The organism is Streptomyces bauhiniae (assembly GCF_004784475.1).
Lineage (GTDB): Bacteria > Actinomycetota > Actinomycetes > Streptomycetales > Streptomycetaceae > Streptomyces > Streptomyces seoulensis.
This window is the reverse complement of the sequence record NZ_SRRT01000001.1, coordinates 59872-76854: the sequence shown is the minus strand read 5'-3', so window position 1 is coordinate 76854 and position 16983 is coordinate 59872. Positions and strand designations below refer to the sequence as shown.

19 protein-coding genes are annotated in these 16983 nt (G+C 71.3%); 5 read left to right on the top strand and 14 right to left on the bottom strand.

All coding sequences use genetic code 11. The features are described from left to right. Nucleotides 1-131: 131 nt before the first annotated feature. The 5 genes from E5083_RS00385 to E5083_RS00365 all read right to left on the bottom strand — a co-directional run bounded on the left by E5083_RS00385 (nt 132) and on the right by E5083_RS00365 (nt 5224). Nucleotides 132-731 (bottom strand): hypothetical protein, encoded by a 600-nt coding sequence (locus tag E5083_RS00385; protein WP_135783612.1) that lies wholly within the window; start codon nt 729-731, stop codon nt 132-134. A gap of 7 nt (nt 732-738) precedes the next feature. Continuing rightward, entirely contained in the window at nt 739-1953 is a 1215-nt protein-coding gene (mqnC, locus tag E5083_RS00380) for a cyclic dehypoxanthinyl futalosine synthase (RefSeq protein ID WP_135783611.1), read from the bottom strand. 92 nt (nt 1954-2045) lie between these two features. Further along, nucleotides 2046-2762, bottom strand: coding sequence for a prepilin peptidase (locus tag E5083_RS00375; RefSeq protein WP_135783610.1), 717 nt, complete (start codon nt 2760-2762; stop codon nt 2046-2048). After that, on the bottom strand, nt 2755-4320 hold the full coding sequence (locus tag E5083_RS00370) for a serine/threonine-protein kinase (protein WP_135783609.1): 1566 nt from the start codon (nt 4318-4320) through the stop codon (nt 2755-2757). Before E5083_RS00370 ends, E5083_RS00375 begins: the two co-directional genes overlap by 8 nt. 55 nt (nt 4321-4375) lie before the next feature. Next, complete coding sequence (locus E5083_RS00365) at nt 4376-5224, bottom strand: menaquinone biosynthetic enzyme MqnA/MqnD family protein (protein ID WP_135783608.1); 849 nt, start codon at nt 5222-5224, stop codon at nt 4376-4378. 285 nt (nt 5225-5509) lie between these two features. Between E5083_RS00365 and E5083_RS00360 the strand changes: the two genes are divergently transcribed. Together E5083_RS00360 and E5083_RS00355 are read left to right on the top strand one after the other, a co-directional pair. Then, nucleotides 5510-5713 (top strand): cold-shock protein, encoded by a 204-nt coding sequence (locus E5083_RS00360; RefSeq protein WP_030813734.1) that lies wholly within the window; start codon nt 5510-5512, stop codon nt 5711-5713. Nucleotides 5714-5932: 219 nt separating this feature from the next. Then, nucleotides 5933-6595: a class I SAM-dependent methyltransferase gene (locus E5083_RS00355; protein ID WP_135783607.1), complete on the top strand. Its 663-nt coding sequence runs from the start codon at nt 5933-5935 to the stop codon at nt 6593-6595. On the opposite strand, the gene E5083_RS00350 is transcribed toward E5083_RS00355, so the two are convergent. The 8 genes from E5083_RS00350 to E5083_RS00315 all read right to left on the bottom strand — a co-directional run bounded on the left by E5083_RS00350 (nt 6582) and on the right by E5083_RS00315 (nt 14600). Next, a complete protein-coding gene (locus E5083_RS00350; protein WP_135783606.1) occupies nt 6582-8588 on the bottom strand; it encodes an AMP-dependent synthetase/ligase in 2007 nt (668 codons plus the stop codon). The genes E5083_RS00355 and E5083_RS00350 overlap by 14 nt on opposite strands. 201 nt (nt 8589-8789) lie before the next feature. After that, complete coding sequence (locus E5083_RS00345) at nt 8790-9077, bottom strand: DUF4229 domain-containing protein (RefSeq protein ID WP_135783605.1); 288 nt, start codon at nt 9075-9077, stop codon at nt 8790-8792. A gap of 94 nt (nt 9078-9171) precedes the next feature. After that, a complete protein-coding gene (locus tag E5083_RS00340) occupies nt 9172-9696 on the bottom strand; it encodes a GNAT family N-acetyltransferase (RefSeq protein ID WP_135783604.1) in 525 nt (174 codons plus the stop codon). A gap of 51 nt (nt 9697-9747) precedes the next feature. After that, on the bottom strand, nt 9748-10911 hold the full coding sequence (gene mqnE / locus E5083_RS00335) for an aminofutalosine synthase MqnE (RefSeq protein ID WP_135783603.1): 1164 nt from the start codon (nt 10909-10911) through the stop codon (nt 9748-9750). A 60-nt stretch (nt 10912-10971) separates the two neighbouring features. Next, complete coding sequence (locus tag E5083_RS00330; protein WP_018543802.1) at nt 10972-11427, bottom strand: Lrp/AsnC family transcriptional regulator; 456 nt, start codon at nt 11425-11427, stop codon at nt 10972-10974. Between the two features lie 67 nt (nt 11428-11494). Next, a complete protein-coding gene (locus tag E5083_RS00325; protein WP_135783602.1) occupies nt 11495-12145 on the bottom strand; it encodes a UbiX family flavin prenyltransferase in 651 nt (216 codons plus the stop codon). Between the two features lie 101 nt (nt 12146-12246). Continuing rightward, complete coding sequence (gene mqnP, locus E5083_RS00320; protein ID WP_135783601.1) at nt 12247-13146, bottom strand: menaquinone biosynthesis prenyltransferase MqnP; 900 nt, start codon at nt 13144-13146, stop codon at nt 12247-12249. Continuing rightward, nucleotides 13143-14600: a menaquinone biosynthesis decarboxylase gene (locus E5083_RS00315; RefSeq protein WP_135783600.1), complete on the bottom strand. Its 1458-nt coding sequence runs from the start codon at nt 14598-14600 to the stop codon at nt 13143-13145. The genes mqnP and E5083_RS00315 overlap by 4 nt, the downstream gene beginning before the upstream one ends. A gap of 76 nt (nt 14601-14676) precedes the next feature. Here E5083_RS00315 and E5083_RS00310 point away from each other — a divergent pair, with 76 nt between their 5' ends. Further along, a complete protein-coding gene (locus E5083_RS00310; protein WP_135783599.1) occupies nt 14677-14952 on the top strand; it encodes a PLD nuclease N-terminal domain-containing protein in 276 nt (91 codons plus the stop codon). 18 nt (nt 14953-14970) lie between these two features. On the opposite strand, the gene E5083_RS00305 is transcribed toward E5083_RS00310, so the two are convergent. Then, nucleotides 14971-15294: an ArsR/SmtB family transcription factor gene (locus tag E5083_RS00305; protein WP_135784370.1), complete on the bottom strand. Its 324-nt coding sequence runs from the start codon at nt 15292-15294 to the stop codon at nt 14971-14973. Between the two features lie 128 nt (nt 15295-15422). Between E5083_RS00305 and E5083_RS00300 the strand changes: the two genes are divergently transcribed. Together E5083_RS00300 and E5083_RS00295 are read left to right on the top strand one after the other, a co-directional pair. Continuing rightward, nucleotides 15423-16391, top strand: coding sequence for a quinone oxidoreductase family protein (locus E5083_RS00300; RefSeq protein WP_135783598.1), 969 nt, complete (start codon nt 15423-15425; stop codon nt 16389-16391). A 40-nt stretch (nt 16392-16431) separates the two neighbouring features. Next, nucleotides 16432-16890, top strand: coding sequence for a nucleoside deaminase (locus E5083_RS00295; protein WP_135783597.1), 459 nt, complete (start codon nt 16432-16434; stop codon nt 16888-16890). Nucleotides 16891-16983 lie beyond the last annotated feature (93 nt).

The following is a 16983-nucleotide window of genomic DNA, read 5'->3' as shown; positions in this document are numbered from 1 at the left end:
GGGGTATCCGTCCTCGGTCCGGCGACTTGCGTTTCTACGATGCGCTGAACTTGCCTTTTCGCCGGCCGCTGCGGGCGGACACCCCCCGACACGTCCCCTCGCCGCCGTCGCCGGGTGTCCCGCCGTCTCGGTCAGCGGCGGCGGTGGACGATACGGCCCTCGATCACCGTCGCCACGCAGGTGCTCGCTCCCCGCTTCACCAGGTCCTCGCGCGACTCCACGTCGAATACCGCGAAGCGGGCCGCTCCCGACCGTGCCAGAGGTGGCAGGAGGATCAGGGGGCGGGGGGAGAGCGATGGGGGGCCTGGCAGGCGGGGTGGGCGTTGGCCCACTGCCAAGCCCGCTCTGCGTACTACGTCCGCCACCGTGCGGGTTCTCAGGTCGCCTGCCACCGCCACCGTGCCGTTTGCCAGCATGCGTTGTACGCCCCTGCGTGCGCTCGCGCCCAGGCGGGAAGGGTCAGTGCGGAAGATCGCTTGTGCGCGTTCTCCGGTGATGGGCTCCGTGCCCAGCTTGTCCGCTTCTCTTGGGTCCGGGTGGTACGTCGCTTCCAGGAGTTCCGGGGCGTACGGGTTCAGGAGGCCCGGCGTGAGGATGCCGGGCCATCGGCGGACCCTGGCCTGGGGGGCGGCTGCCGTCAGCCTTTCGTACGGGGCTACGGCTGCCACCGTTGCCCCGTCGATCAGTACCGCTGTCTCCGGGGAGTTCTCGGCTACGTGAAGTGTCAGCACGTTGGGGCTAGTTGGAGGCGATCAGCTTCAGTTCGGGGTGGGCCGTGCCGCCCTCGATGGCCGTTGAGGAGATGTGGGAGACCACCCTGTCGTCGACCGGGTCGTTCGCCGGGTCGTCGTGGACCACCAGGTGTTCGTAGGTGGTTGCCCGCTGTGCGGGCGTGCGGCCTGCCTTGCGGATCAGGTCGATGATCTCCAGGCGGTTGCTGCGGTGCTTGGCGCCGGCCGAGGAGACCACGTTCTCCTCCAGCATGATCGAGCCCAGGTCGTCCGCGCCGTAGTGCAGCGAGAGCTGGCCGACCTCCTTGCCCGTGGTCAGCCACGAGCCCTGGATGTGCTGGACGTTGTCCATGAACAGGCGGGCGATCGCGATCATGCGCAGGTACTCGAAGAGCGTCGCCTGCGTGCGGCCCTTCAGGTGGTTGTTCTCGGGCTGGTAGGTGTACGGGATGAAGGCCCGGAAGCCGCCCGTACGGTCCTGTACGTCCCGGATCATGCGCAGGTGCTCGATGCGCTCCGCGTTCGTCTCACCGGTGCCCATGAGCATGGTCGAGGTGGATTCCACGCCCAGGTTGTGCGCCGTCTCCATGATCTCCAGCCAGCGCTCGCCGCTCTCCTTCAGCGGGGCGATCGCCTTGCGGGGGCGGGCCGGGAGCAGCTCCGCCCCGGCGCCCGCGAAGGAGTCCAGGCCCGCCTGGTGGATGCGGGTGATGGCCTCTTCCACCGAGACCTTGGAGATCCTGGCCATGTGCTCTACCTCGGACGCGCCGAGGGAGTGGATGACCAACTGGGGGAACGCGTCCTTGATCGCCTTGAAGTGCGACTCGTAGTACTCCACCCCGTAGTCCGGGTGGTGGCCGCCCTGGAACATGATCTGGGTGCCGCCCAGTTCGACCGTCTCCGCGCAGCGGCGCAGGATGTCGTCCAGGTCGCGGGTCCAGCCCTTCTTGGTGTCCTTGGGGGCCGCGTAGAAGGCGCAGAACTTGCACGCCGTGACGCACACGTTCGTGTAGTTGATGTTGCGCTCGATGATGTACGTGGCGATGTGCTCGGTGCCCGCGTACTTGCGGCGGCGCACGGCGTCGGCGGCCGCGCCGAGCGCGTGCAGGGGGGCGTCGCGGTAGAGGACGAGCGCTTCCTCGGGCGTGATGCGTCCGCCCGCTGCGGCTCGGTCCAGCACGGCTGCGACATCCAAAGAAGCGAGTTCGGCCTTCTCGGTCACCGGGCGTCCCTTTCGTCAAGGGTTGTGGACGGACCTCGCCAGCCTACGCCAGCCTCTTGGATCACCCGACTTCAGGCCGCGAGGGGGCTCCCTCAGGACGTGTACGCGCCCAGCAGTACGCCCAGGAGCGTGCCCGTCAGCAGGAACGGGCCGAAGGGGATGGCCGACTTGCGGGTGGCTCTGCGGGTGAGGAGGAGGGTCAGGCCGTAGAGGGCGCCTGTGGTGAAGGTGGCGAAGGTGCCGAGCAGCAGGGTCGGCCAGCCGTACCAGCCGAGGGCCGCGCCGAGCGCCGGGGCCAGTTTTACGTCTCCGAAGCCCATGCCGGAGGGGTTGAGGAGGTGGAGGGCCAGGTAGGCGATGCCCAGGGTCAGGGCTCCGTAGAGGGCTGTGCGGTAGGTGCCGGTGTGGTCGGGGAGCCTCGTCGCCAGGGCCAGCAGCGTCAGTACCGCGGGGGTGAGGGGAAGGGTCAGGGGGTCCGGGAGGCGGTGTACGCGGAGGTCCACTGTCGTCAGGAGGATTGCCACCGGGGTCAGGGTCAGCCAGGCCGCCAGTTCCGGGCGGGGGCCCGTCGCCAGGGCCAGGAGGGCGCAGATCGTGGCCGTGAGGAGGGGGAGGGTGGGTGCTGGCTTGCGGGGGCACCTTGGGCAGGGTGTGGTGCCCAGCCAGCCGGGCAAGGGGTGATCCGCCTCGCATGTTGCCCGCCATGGGGTGCCCTGCGGGGTCGTGAAGCGGTACGCGGCTCTGGGGAGCAGGGCGCCTGTCAGGGCGCCCCACAGAGCCGCCAGCGCCACGGGGAGTACGTCAGTCATCGGGGGTCACCTTGGACAGGCGGGCCTCGGGGTTGCCCTCCGCCGTGGCGGTGGAGGTGTAGGTGAGGTCGTCTCCGGTGGGGGTCAGGCGGATCTCGTGCGGGGCGGGGTCGCAGCCCTTGTGGTTGGACTTGGCGCCGGTGGACGTGGCCAGCAGGCGGGTGGAGTTCACCTGTTTCAGGGTGAGGATGTCCTCGCAGATTCCGCCCAGTTGGTCCGTCTGGCGGAGGTTGCCCAGCTCCTTGCCCACCGTGGCCTGGTGGACCGTGACGCGGAAGGTGCCCATGGGCAGCGCGCCGTCCAGGGCGGTGGCCTTGCCCTCCCAGGTGCCCAGGTAGCGGGCCGGGATCGCGCCGGCGCGGTCGGCCGGGGCGGAGTGGGTCGGGGCGCTGCCCGCCGTGTCGTTGCCGTCGCCGGAGTCGGGGCGCAGCCAGGTCGTCACGCCCAGGGAGACCGCCGCCAGCGCGGCCGCCACCGCGAGGGCCACCGTGCAGCTCATCCGGCGCCCGCGTCCCCGCTCCCCCGGTGTCAAGGTCGCCGCCAGGCTGACGCTCACCTTGCCGGGCGCGGTCTTGGGGGCCGGGGTCATCACGGGTGCCGGGCCGAACTCCCCCGGTACCGCCGGGCTGCTGAAGTCCACCGGGCCCGAGGGCGCGTCGGCGGACGCCTCCAGGTTGAGGATCTGGACCGCGCTCCGGCTGACCTGTTCGACCAGGGGGCCGGGGAGCCAGCCGCCGGTGATCAGGGCGGCGGCGCCCTGCGGGGCCAGGCGGCGGGCGAGGTCGGCGGGGGCGGGGCGGCCGGCCGGGTCCTTGGTCAGGCAGGCGGTGGCGATCTCGCGCAACTCGCCGTCCAGCGAGCCGAGTTCCGGCTCCTCGTGGACCACCTTGTACAGCAGGGCGGCCGAGGAGTCGCCGGGGAAGGGCGGGGTGCCGGTCGCCGCGTAGGCGAGGACCGCGCCCAGGGAGAAGACGTCCGCCGCGCCGGTGACCCGGCCGCCGAGGATCTGTTCGGGGGCCATGTAGCCGGGCGAGCCGACCGAGGTGCCGGTCGCGGTGAGGGAGGCGGTACCGGTGGTGGCGCGGGCGATGCCGAAGTCGATCAGCAGCGGGCCGTCCAGGGTGAGCAGCACGTTGGACGGCTTCACGTCCCGGTGGACGAGGTCCAGCGCGTGCACGGTGGCCAGCGCCTCGGCGAGGCCGGCGCCCAGCGCCCGTACGGTGTGGGCGGGCAGCGGGCCGTGGGCGGTGACGGCCTGGGCCAGGGAGGGGCCGGCCGCGTACGCCGTGGCGGCCCAGGGGACCGGGGCGTCCGGGTCGGCGTCCAGTACGGGCGCGGTCCAGGCGCCGCCCACCCGGCGCGCGGCGGCCACCTCGCGGCGGAAACGGGCCCGGAACTCCTCGTCCAGCGCGTACTGCGGGTGGACGATCTTCACCGCGACGGTCCGGCCGCCCGCGCTGCGGCCCAGGTAGACGCGGCCCATGCCGCCGGAGCCGAGCCGGCCCAGCAGCCGGTACGGGCCGACGGCGGCCGGTTCGTCCGCTCCGAGCGGCTGCATGGCGACCCCTCCCCCGCGGGCTCCCCCGTAAAGCCGCGCCCTCGCAGCGTAGTGATTACGCCCCGAGCAGTTCCACCTTCACGTCGGCCGGGAAGCCGGTCGTGGGGCCGACGCGGCGGGCGAACTCCGCGACCGCCTTCAACTGCGGGGGCCCGAAGGAGAAGTCGAGGGTGGTGAAGTACTGCTCCAGGGTGGCCTCGTCGAACGCCTCCCAGCGGGCGGCCTGCTCGGCGACCTTGCCGACCTCCTCCAGGGAGACGTTGCGGGAGGCGAGGAACGCCTCGTGCACCTTGCGGGTGATCTCCGGCTCGCGTTCGGCGTAATCGCGCCGCGCGGCCCACACCGCGAAGACGAACGGCAGGCCCGTCCACTCCTTCCACAGCGCGCCCAGGTCGTGCACCTGAAGGCCGTAGCGCGGTGCGTCGAGCAGGTTGGCGCGCAGGGCCGCGTCGCCGATGAGGACGGCGGCGTCCGCCTCCTGCATCATCAGGCTCAGGTCGGGCGGGCAGGTGTAGTACTCCGGCCGCACCCCGTACCGCTCGGCCAGCAGCAACTGGGCGAGGCGGACCGAGGTCCGCGAGGTCGAGCCGAGGGCGACACGCGCGCCGTCCAGCTCGTCCAGGGGCACCTGCGAGACGATCACGCAGGACATCACCGGGCCGTCGCAGCCCACCGCGATGTCGGGGAAAGCGACCAGGTCACCGGCGTTGCGCAGGAATTCCACGAGCGTGATGGGGCCGATGTCGAGATCACCGCGCACGAGCTGCTCGCTGAGCTTCTCCGGGGTGTCCTTGGTCAGCTCGAAGTCGAGGAGCGTGCCGGTTCTCGCGAGCCCCCAGTAGAGGGGCAGGCAGTTGAGGAACTGGATGTGGCCGACGCGCGGCCGGGTGCGAGAATTGTCCACATCGCGAGACTAGACCCCTTGCGATACGTGGCCCCGACCGGCCCGTCGTGTGCGCCCTCGGCAGAGGGTTCAAACATTCGGGTGACGTGATCTTGACCTCTATTGCTTTCCGGTGCCCGCGTGCTAGGCTCGCCGCAAGTTGCAGTTTGGTTTCCCTTGCAGTACAGAGCCTGCGGAGCATGTGACCGCGGGCTCTCGTCGTTTTCAGATGAATGCAGTTGTGCAGCACCGTTCGCACTTGCAGGTTCTGGAGCAGGGCAACCCTTTTGGGCCCAAGGAGGGCTTATGGCTACCGGAACCGTTAAGTGGTTCAACGCCGAAAAGGGCTTTGGCTTCATCGCCCAGGAGGGCGGCGGCCCCGACGTCTTCGTTCACTACTCCGCGATCAACGCCACCGGCTTCCGCTCCCTCGAGGAGAACCAGCAGGTGAACTTCGACGTGACCCAGGGCCCGAAGGGTCCGCAGGCGGAGAACGTCACCCCCGTCTGATCACTGCCTGATCGCAGAACCTGAGTGCAGTACCCAAGGAGCCCCACGCCTACCGGCGACGGGGCTCCTGCCTTTTCGCCGTGACGTTCCCATGAATTCCGGGCGAATTCCGCGTCCCGCCCACCGCGCATTGATCACCGGGGGCGAGGCCATTCCGGTCCCCGAGTTCTCACCCGAACGGCCGCGGGGAAGTCCCCGGAACCCCTAGGGTCGCTCCTCATGACCGACTCCGCCGCCTCCCCCGACTTCCTCGCCGCGACCCGCACGTTCTACGACGCGATCGCCGAGGACTACTCCGATCATTTCCGCCGGGCGCATCTCGCCCAGCCCTTCGACCGGGCCCTGCTGAAGGTGTTCGCGGAGCTGGTGGGGGCGGGTGCGGCGGTGGCCGACCTGGGGTGCGGGCCGGGCCGGGTCACCGGGTTCCTCGCCGCCGAGAGGCTCGACGTGTTCGGCCTCGACCTCTCCCCCGCCATGCTGGCGATCGCCCGCCGCGAGAACCCCGGCCTGCGCTTCGCACAGGGCTCCATGCTGGAGCTGGACCTGCCCGACGGGAAGCTCGCCGGTGTCGTGTCCTGGTACTCCAGCATCCACACCCCGGCCGGACAACTCCCCGCGCTGTTCGCCGAGTTCCGCCGCGTGCTGGCGCCGGGCGGGCAACTGCTGCTGGCCTTCCAGGCGGGCGAGGAACCCCGGCGCCACGACCGGCCCTGGGGCCACCCGGTCAGCCTCGACTTCCTCCGCCGCGACCCGGACCGCATGGCCGCGCTGCTGGAGGAGGCCGGGTTCGCCGTCACCTCCCGTACGGTGCGCGCGCCGGGCCCCACGGAACCCGTCCCGCAGGCGTACCTGCTGGCCGAAGTGAGCCCTAGGGCCCGGTGACCTGACCCGACCCCGCGTACAGGCCCTCCACCGCGTCCGCGAAGTCGCGGAGGATGCGGGCGCGGCGGAGCTTCATGGACGGGGTGAGGTGGCCGGTGTGCTCGGTGAAGTCGCCGGGCAGGACGGTGAAGCGGCGGATGGACTCCGGGCGGGAGACGAGTTGGTTGGCCTGCTCGACGGCGTCCCACAGCACGGTGTTCAAGTCCGGGTCGCCGACGAGGAGTTCCGGCGGCACCGGGTGCTTGCCGTTCATCTGGCGCCAGTGGTTGATGCCGTCCGGGTCCAGGGTGATGAGGGCGCCGATGTAGGGGCGGCCGTCGCCGACGAGGAGGCAGTGGGAGATCAGGGGGTGCTGGCGCAGCCAGTTCTCCAGCGGGGCCGGGGCCACCGACTTGCCGCCCGCCGTGATCAGCAGCTCCTTCTTGCGGCCGGTGATGGTGAGGTAGCCGTCGTCGTCCAGTTCGCCCAGGTCGCCGGTGGCGAGCCAGCCGTCGCGGGTCGCGGGGACGACACCGCCCGCCTGCTGGTCCCAGTAGCCGCGCAGCACATGGTCGCCGGAGATCAGGATCTCGCCGTCGGCCGCGATCCGGACCCGGGTGCCGGGCAGCGGCCAGCCGACGGTGCCGAGGCGGGGCCTGAGCGGTGGGGTGACCGTGGTGGCGGCGGTGGACTCGGTGAGGCCGTACCCCTCGAAGATCTCGATGCCGGCGCCCGCGAAGAAGGCGGCCAGCCGGCGGCCGAGGGGGGAGCCGCCGCAGATGGCGTAGCGGACCTTGCCGCCCATGGCGGCGCGCAGCTTGCGGTAGGCGAGCGGGTCGTAGAACGAACGGCCGGCCTTCAGGGCCGCGTTGGGCCCGTTCCCGGTGCCGGTCTGGCGGGCCTCCAGCGCCTCGCCGTAGCGGACGGCGGTGGCGGCGGCCCGGTCGAAGGCGGCGGCCTTGCCGCTGGACTCGGCCTTCGCGCGGGCGGTGTTGTACACCTTCTCCAGCATGTACGGGATGGTCAGCAGACAGGTCGGCTTGAAGGCGGCCAGGTCCGGCAGCAGATGCTCGGGCTTGAGGCTGGGGGCGTGGCCGAGGCGGACCCGGGCCCGGACGCAGGCGATGGCGACCATGCGGCCGAAGACGTGGGACATCGGCAGGAACAGCAGCACCGACGCCTCCTCACCGGTCGTCACCTTGAACACCGGGTGCAGGAGTTCGATGGCGTTGTCGACCTCGGCGAAGAAGTTGCCGTGCGAGAGGGCGCAGCCCTTGGGGCGGCCGGTGGTGCCGGAGGTGTAGATCAGGGTGGCGAGCGTGTCGGGGCCCAGCATGCCCCGGCGTACGGCCACTTCCCCGTCCGGTGTGCCCGCGCCCGCCTCGGCGAGCAGCTCCACATGGCCCTCGTCGATGACCCAGACGTGCCGCAGCTCGGGGAGCTGGGCCAGTTCGGGCGCGATGGCGGCGCCCTGCGCGGTGGTCTCGGTGATCAGGGCGACGGCGCCGGAGTCCTGGAGTATCCAGCGGGTCTGGTAGACGGAGGAGGTCGGGTAGACGGGCACGGTGACCAGGCCGGCCGCCCAGGCGGCGAAGTCCAGCAGGGTCCACTCGTACCGGGTGCGGGCCATGACGGCGATCCGCTCGCCCGGCATCAGCCCCTCCGAGACCAGCCCGCGCGCCACCGCCAGCACCTCGGCGGCGAACTGCCCGGCCGTCACGTCCTCCCACTCGCCGGAGGCGTTCTTCCGGCTGAGCACCACCGCGCCGGGCGCCGCCTCGGCGTTGTCGAAGGGCAGGTCGGCCAGCGAGCCGTGGGTGACCGGGGGCGCGAAGGGGGGCACCGCCACTTCCCGTACGGCCCCGTCCAGGCGCCGGATCTCCGGCTCCACCAGCACCGGGCGGCCGTCGTAGTCGAGGGCCGAGACGTGCGGGGCGGGTGAGACGGGGGCGTTGGGGTACAGGGCGGTCACGGGCGGCTCCTGGGACGTGCAGCGGCGTACTGCTTGCTGCATGACATACGCGCCCCGCGCACCGGGGCGTTCAGGGCGGCCGTCCGTCGCACCGGTGCGCCGCCGTCAGGCTGGCGATCGTACGAGGCACCTGTGGTGACCCTGTGCACACCGGGCGGTGGTCCGGCGCCGGATGTGTGCAGTCCCGGAGTTTTCGTGAGGGATGTTCCGCTTCGCGGGCGGAGTCAGGAAGCCGGGCCCAGGTCAGGAAGCCTGGCTGTGCGCCTCGGTCGCGTCCTCCTGGCTGCGGTTGGCGTCCAGGTTGGCCTTCATCCGCTCCACCCGGCCGGCCACCTGGACCGAGGCCCGCTCGCGCTCCTTGCGCAGCACCACCCAACTGATGGGCGCCGAGAGGATCATGGCGAGCAGCACGATCCAGAAGAGGTTGGAGGCGCCGAACCCGCGCGGGAAGATCCCGGAGTAGACGGCTCCCCAGGCGACCACGAGGCAGCCGGCGAAGACGCCGAGGCGCATCAGCGTGTAGCGGAGCATCTCAATCCACTCTTCCGTGTCGTTTCGGCCCCAAAGGCGTGCGCTGTCCAGTGAAGCACGCCCCGTACCCGATCTTGGCAGGGGGTGGGCGGGCTCAGCGCAGGGTCAGCAGCATGGTGACGTCGTCGCGGTACTCGCCGGGCGCGACCCGGATCGCGTCCGGTACCCGGCCCACCTCGCGGTAGCCGCAGGAGGTGTAGAAGCGCTCCAGGCCCAGGCCGCTGCGGCAGCCCAGCCGTATCGCGTCGATGCCGTCGATCCCGCGCGCGGCGTCGGCGGCGGCCGCCAGCAGGTCGCGGCCGTAGCCGCGGCCTTGGTGCTTGGGGTGGACCATCACCGTGTACAGCCAGAGCCAGTGGCCCATCAGCCGGTGGGTGTTGAAGGTGAGGAACGCGGTCGCGGAGACCCGGCCTTCGTCGTCGTGTCCGACCAGCAGCCTGCTGTGCCCCTGGGCGAGCCGGGCCAGTGAGCGGACCAGCTCGGGGCGTATGTCCTCGCGGGTGGCGGGCGCCACGAAGCCGACGGCGCCGCCCGCGTTGGTGACGTCCGCCCACAGGTCGAGCAGGCCGTCGCGCAGCTCGGGGGTGACGGCGGGGTCCAGGGTGAAGGTAAGAGACACGGGGCCAAGGTAATCCTTACCTCGGCCCCGGCTCAACCAACGTCCGTAAGGTCAGACGCGCATCGCCTGCGGGGTCTCCCGGCGCAGCGGGTCCGGGCCCTCGTACTCGCGGATGATCTCGTACCGGGTGTTCCGCTCCACCGGGCGGAAGCCCGCGTCGCGGATCAGGTCGAGCAGGTCCTCACGGGTCAGCTTGTTCGGCGTGCCGTAGTTGTCCGCGTCGTGCGTGATCTTGTACTCGACGACCGAGCCGTCCATGTCGTCCGCGCCGTGCTGGAGGGCGAGCTGGGCGGTCTGCACCCCGTGCATCACCCAGAACACCTTCACGTGCGGCACGTTGTCGAACAGCAGCCGGGAGACGGCGAACGTCTTCAGCGCCTCGGCGCCGGTCGCCATCTGGGTGCGCGCCTGGAGGCGGTTGCGGACCTTGCCGTCCTTCATGTCCACGAAGTCGTGCTGGTAGCGCAGCGGGATGAAGACCTGGAACCCGCCGGTCTCGTCCTGGAGTTCGCGCAGCCGCAGCACGTGGTCCACCCGGTGCCGGGGCTCCTCGATGTGCCCGTACAGCATGGTGCACGGGGTCTTCAGACCCTTCTCGTGCGCCAGGCGGTGGATACGGGACCAGTCCTCCCAGTGCGTGCGGTGGTCCACGATGTGCTGGCGGACCTCCCAGTCGAAGATCTCGGCGCCGCCGCCGGTCAGCGACTCCAGCCCGGCGTCGATGAGTTCGTCCAGGATCTCGCTCGCGCTCAGCCCGGAGATCGTCTCGAAGTGGTGGATCTCGGTGGCCGTGAACGCCTTCAGCGAGACGTTCGGCAGCGCGGCCTTCAGTTCCCTCAGCGAGCGCGGGTAGTAGCGCCACGGCAGGTTCGGGTGCAGGCCGTTGACGATGTGCAGCTCGGTGAGGTTCTCCGACTCCATCGCCGTGGCCAGCTTCACGGCCTCCTCGATGCGCATCGTGTACGCGTCCTTCTCGCCCGGCTTGCGCTGGAACGAGCAGTAGGCGCAGGACGCCGTGCACACGTTGGTCATGTTGAGGTGACGGTTGACGTTGAAGTGGACCACGTCGCCGTTCTTGCGCGTGCGCACCTCATGGGCGAGGCCGCCGAGCCACGCCAGGTCGTCCGACTCGTAGAGCGCGATGCCGTCCTCACGGGTCAGCCGCTCACCGGAGCGGACCTTGTCCTCCAGCTCGCGCTTGAGTCCGACGTCCATACCCACACCTTTCCACGACAACCTGCCCCACCGTACTCCCCCGGCCCCCCTGACCCGCTGTCACACCTCTTCGGGCAGCTCCCCGACCCGGTTCTCCCACTTGGTGGAGAGCACGATCGTGGTGCGGGTACGGGAGACGCCCTTGGTGCCGCTCAGCCGGCGGATCGTCTTCTCCAGACCGTCCACGTCGGAGGAGCGCACCTTGAGCATGAAGGAGTCGTCGCCGGCGATGAACCAGCAGTCCTCGATCTCGGTGAGGTCCTTCAGCCTGCGGGCCACGTCCTCGTGGTCGGCGGCGTCGGACAGCGAGATGCCGATCAGCGCGGTGACGCCCAGGCCCAGCGAGGCCGCGTCCACCGTGGCGCGGTAACCGGTGATGACGCCGGCCGCCTCCAGCCGGTTGATGCGGTCGGTGACGCTGGGTCCCGACAGGCCGACGAGGCGCCCCAGCTCCGCGTACGAGGCCCGGCCGTTCTCCCTCAGGGCCTGGATGAGCTGCCTGTCCACCGCGTCCATGCGATCGAAGCCTTCCGGTGTGAAATTCGCCGTAGTGATGTGAGGTACCGCTACTTGCCCTGCACGCCTACTCGTCCCGCGCGCCGCCGCCCAGCTCGCCCTTCCAGCGCCGGTACAGGCCGTGCGCCACGCCCGCCGCGTCCAGCACCCGGCCGGCGACGAAGTCCACCAGGTCCTGGATGTGGGTGGCGCCCGCGTAGAAGGCCGGGGAGGCGGGGACCACGCTCGCCCCGGCGTCGTCCAGCGCGACGAGCTGGCGCAGGGTCTGCCCGTTCAGCGGGGTCTCGCGCACCGCCACCACCAGCGGCCTGCGCTCCTTCAGCGTCACGCTCGCCGCCCGCTGCAACAGGTCCTTGGAGAGGCCGAGGGCCACCCCCGCGACGCACGCGGTCGACGCCGGCACGATCAGCATGCCCTTGACCGGGTACGACCCCGAGGACGGTCCCGCCGCGAGGTCGCCCGCGTTCCAGTACCGCACCCGGCCGAGGTCCGGCGCGAAGCTGTCCGGCTTGCCGTCGGCGCCGCGGGCCAGCCAGTCCCCGAGGTCCTCGCGCCAGTGGGCGTCCCGGAACGGGATCCCCGTCTCGTCCAGCAGCGTCAGCCGCGAGGCCCGGCTGACCACCAGGTCGACGTCCTCCCCGGCGTCCAGCAGCGCCCGCAGCACCGCCGCCGCGTACGGCGTCCCGGAAGCTCCCGAAACCCCCACGATCCAAGGCACGCGCTGCGTTTGTCCTGCGTTCACACCTTGAGAGTACCGGCGCGCCGCACGGTGCTCAGGCCGGGTGGGCCCCAGGGGGTGCCTTGGTCAGACCCCCTTGGTCAGACCGTCAGCCCCCGGACGAGCAGATCGAGCAGCGCGCACACGAACAGGGCGATCCCGATGAACCCGTTGACTTGGAAGAACGCCCGGTTCAGGCGGGACAGGTCGTGGGGGCGGACGATGCGGTGTTCGTAGACGAAGGCCGAACCCACGATGACCAGGCCCAGCCAGAAGAACGGGCCCGCGTGGGTGAGGACGGCGTACCAGGCGAAGAGGGCCATCGTGAGGGTGTGGCAGGCGCGCGCGCCCCAGATCGCGGCCGGGATGCCGAAGCGGGCCGGGACCGACTTCACGCCGACCTCGCGGTCGGTCTCCACGTCCTGGCAGGCGTAGATCAGGTCGAAACCGCCGATCCAGATGCCGACCGCGAGACCCAGGATCACCGCGTCCCAGGACCAGGTCCCGGAGATCGCCAGCCAGCCGCCGACCGGGCCCATCGCCTGCGCGATGCCGAGGATGGCCTGCGGGAAGTTGGTGAACCGCTTGCCGTACGGATAGACCACCATCGGGATCACCGCGATCGGCGCCAGCGCCAGGCACAGCGGGTTCAGCAGCGCGGCCGAGCCGAGGAAGACCACCAACGCGACCAGCGCGCCGGTCCACGCGTGCCGTACCGACATCGCGCCGGTGACCAGCTCGCGGTGGGCGGTGCGCGGGTTGCGGGCGTCGATCTCGCGGTCGATGATCCGGTTCACCGCCATGGCGAAGGTCCGCAGGCCGACCATGCAGATGGTGACCAGCAGCAGCCGCGCCCAGTGGATGTTCTTGTCCCACTGGTACATGGCGGTCAGCGAGGCGATGTACGCGAAGGGCAGCGCGAAGACCGAGTGCTCGATCATCACCAGGCGCAGGAAGGCTTTGGTGCGCCCCGGCTGGGGGACGGCGGCAGCGGTACTCACAGTCCGTATTCCTTCCAGCGCCGGTCCACCAGCGCCGCCGTGGCGGGGTCGGACAGGACCATCTCCGGCCAGCCCCCGTCCCTCGTGTAGCCCTCCTCGGGCAACTTCTTCGTCGCGTCGATGCCCGCCTTGCCGCCCCAGAACTGCTGGTAGGAGGCGTGGTCGAGGTGGTCGACGGGGCCTTCGGCGACCACCAGGTCACGGGCGTAGTCGGTGTTGCCCAGCGCCCGCCAGGCGACCTCGTGCAGGTCGTGCACATCGCAGTCGGAGTCGACGACCACGATCAGCTTGGTCAGCGACATCATGTGCGCGCCCCAGATCGCGGACATCACCTTCTGCGCGTGCTTCGGGTACTTCTTGTCGATCGAGACGATCGCGCAGTTGTGGAAGCCGCCCGCCTCGGGGAGGTGGTAGTCCACGATGTCCGGGATGATGATCTTCAGCAGCGGCAGGAAGAACCGCTCCGTCGCCCGGCCGAGCGGCCCGTCCTCGGTGGGCGGCCGGCCGACCACGATGGACTGCAGCAGCGGCCGCTTCCGCATCGTCACGCAGTCGATCTTCAGCGCGGGGAACGGTTCCTGCGGGGTGTAGAACCCGGTGTGGTCGCCGAACGGCCCCTCGGGCAGCATCTCGCCCGGCTCCAGCCACCCCTCGATGACGACCTCGGCGTTGGCCGGCACCTGGAGCGGGACGGTCTTGCAGTCGACCATCTCGATCCGCTTGCCCGCGATGAACCCGGCGAACAGGTACTCGTCGATGTCGCCGGGCAGCGGCGCGGTGGAGGCGTAGGTGACGGCGGGCGGGCAGCCGAAGGCGATGGCGACCGGCAGCCGCTCACCCCGGCGGGCGGCGACCGCGTAGTGGTTCCGGCTGTCCTTGTGGATCTGCCAGTGCATGCCGATGGTGCGCTTGTCGTGCCGCTGGAGCCGGTACAGACCGAGGTTGCGGACGCCGGTGTCGGGGTCCTTGGTGTGGGTGAGCCCGAGGTTGAAGAAGGACCCGCCGTCCTGGGGCCAGGTGAACAGGGCCGGGAGCATGTCCAGGTCCACGTCGTCACCGGTGAGGACGACCTCCTGGACGGGCGCGTGGTCACCCTTGACCTTCTTCGGCGGTACGTGCGCCATCGCGCCGAGCTTGCCGAACGCCTCGCGGACGCCGACGAAGCCGTGCGGCAGCTCGGGCCGCAGCAGCCCGCCGATCCTGTCGGAGATCTCCGCGTACGACTTGAGCCCGAGCGCCTTGAGCAGGCGGCGGTCGGTGCCGAAGACGTTCATCGCCAGGGGCATCGCGGAGCCCTTGACGTTCTCGAAGAGCAGCGCCGGTCCGCCGGCCTTCTGCACCCGGTCGACGATCTCACCGACCTCCAGGTAGGGGTCCACCTCGGCCTTGATGCGCTTGAGGTCTCCCTCGCGCTCCAGCGCCCGCAGCAGGGAGCGAAGATCGTCGTAAGCCATGTGTCCCAGTATCGGCCACCGGCTACGCTGGCCCGGTCACCGGGGCCGTCCAGACCGTTGAGGAGATCGCGCGACCATGCTCAGGTATCTGCCGTTCCTGCTGGTCCTGGCCCTGTGGATCTACGCGTTCGTGGACTGTCTGAACACCCCCGAGGACGAGGTCCGCCACCTGCCCAAGGTGGCCTGGGTGTTCATCGTGCTGCTCTTCGGCGAGGTCCTGGTCGGCCCGCTGGCCTGGCTGATCACCGGCAAGGTCCGCCAGGCGGCCGGTCCCGCCGCGACCTGGGTGGCCCCCGACGACAACCCGGACTTCCTGCGCTCGCTGAAGAAGGACGAGCCGGGCACGGAGTGATCCGGCGGGCGGCTCGGCTCAGTCGCCCCTGAGGACCAGGTCCAGCAGGCCGGGGAACCGCGCCTCGAACTCGGCGCGCCGGAGCCGGTTGACGCGCCGGGCGCCCTCGTCGCGCTGCTCGACCAGCCCGGCCGCCCGCAGCACGGTGAAGTGGTGACTGAGGGCCGCCTTGCCGACGGGGACGTCGAAGCTGCCGCAGGTGCGGGTCCAGTCGGCGGACCCGGCCAGCTCCCGGACCAGGGTGCCGCGCACGGGATCGGCCAGCGCGGCCAGGGCGTTCGCCACCGTCACGTCGTCGGGATGGGTGTGCTCGGGGGCGGCCCGGTGCCCGGTCGCGGCCATGCCGTCCTCCTCGCCGCCGCGCCCGTTCCGCGCGGCTCCGCTTGCCAAGTGTTCGATGAGAATCATACAGTCGCGAGTGTTCGCCTTTCATTGAACACCCGTTTCGGGTGGCGACCGGGGAGTCTGGCATGCGCGCGATCGAGATCCAGGGGTACGGCGGTCCCGAGGTACTGGAGGTGGTCCCGGCCGAGGTGCCCGAGCCCGGCCCCGGCCAGGTGAGCGTCGACGTGGCGTACGCGGGGGTGAACTTCGCCGACCTGAAGGCCCGCGCGGAGGGGTACCGGGTGCCGCAATTGCCGTTCCGGCCCGGCCTGGAGGTCTCCGGCCGGGTGCGGGCGCTCGGCGCGGGTGTCGAGGGGCTCGCCGTCGGCCAGGAGGTGGCCGCGCTCGTGGCGGGCGGCGGGTACGCCGAGGTGGCCGTCGCCGAGGCGTCGGCGGTGTTCGCCGTCCCCGCCGGCACCGACCTGCGCACGGCGGCGACCCTGCCCGCGGTGGTGCCCACGGCCTACGCCCTGATCCACACCGTCGGCCGCCTCCAGCCCGGCGAATCGGTCCTGGTCCACGGCGCGGCGGGCGGCGTCGGCACGGCGGCCGGCCAGTTGGCGCGGGCGGCCGGCGCCGGGGCGGTGTACGGCGTGGTCTCCTCGGCGGCGAAGGCCGCGTACGCCAAGGAGCACGGCTACGACGAGGTCTTCGTCGGCGCCTTCGAGGACCCGGTACGGGAGGCCACCGGCGGGCGCGGGGTCGATCTGGTCCTGGACCCGGTGGGCGGTGACTCGGTGCGCGCGGGCCTGACCGTGCTGGCCCCCTTCGGCCGCCTGGTCTCCTACGGGGACGCGGGCTCGTCCGGCGCGTGGAGCGTGGGCCCCGGCGAGCTGTACCCGCGGGGCGTCTCGGTCGCGGGCTTCTCCATCCTCACCCTGGCGGCCACGGCGCCGGACACCCTGCGCGCCCTGGCCGACGCGGCGTTCGCCAGGGCGGCCGGGACCGGGCTGTCCTTGCCGGTCACCGCCGAGTTCCCGCTGGCGGAGGCGGCCGGGGCGCACCGGTTGATGGGGAGCCGGACGAGCACGGGCAAGCTGCTGCTGCGGGTGTAGGCGCGTTTGGTCCCCGCACCGGTACGGGGACAGTGCCCCCATGGATCTGGAGCTGGCGCGGGACTGGCTGCGTACCGCCGTCGCGGAGGCGCGGGCGGGGCATGCGGAGGGTGGCATTCCGATCGGGGCCGCGCTCTACGGGCCGGGCGGCGAGGTGCTCGGGCGGGGGCACAACCGGCGGGTGCAGGACGGGGACCCGGCGACGCACGCGGAGACGGCGGCCTTCCGGGACGCGGGGCGGCGGCGGTCGTACCGGGGGACGACGATGGTGACCACGCTGTCCCCGTGCTGGTACTGCTCCGGGCTGGTGCGGCAGTTCGGGATCTCGCGGGTGGTGGTCGGGGAGGCGGGGACCTTCAGCGGCGGGCACGCGTGGCTGGCCGCGCACGGGGTGGAGGTCGTGCTGCTGGACGATCCCGAATGCGGCGCGCTGCTGCGGGAGTTCGCGGCGGAGAATCCCGAACTGTGGAACGAGGACATCGGGGTCGTCGGGGACTGAGCCGGGGGCTGACGGCGCGCACGGTCACGCGTTCGGCCCGCCATCCGTTCCGCTGAAAAGCCCCGCGTGGGCATGTCCGGACCGCATGCGACG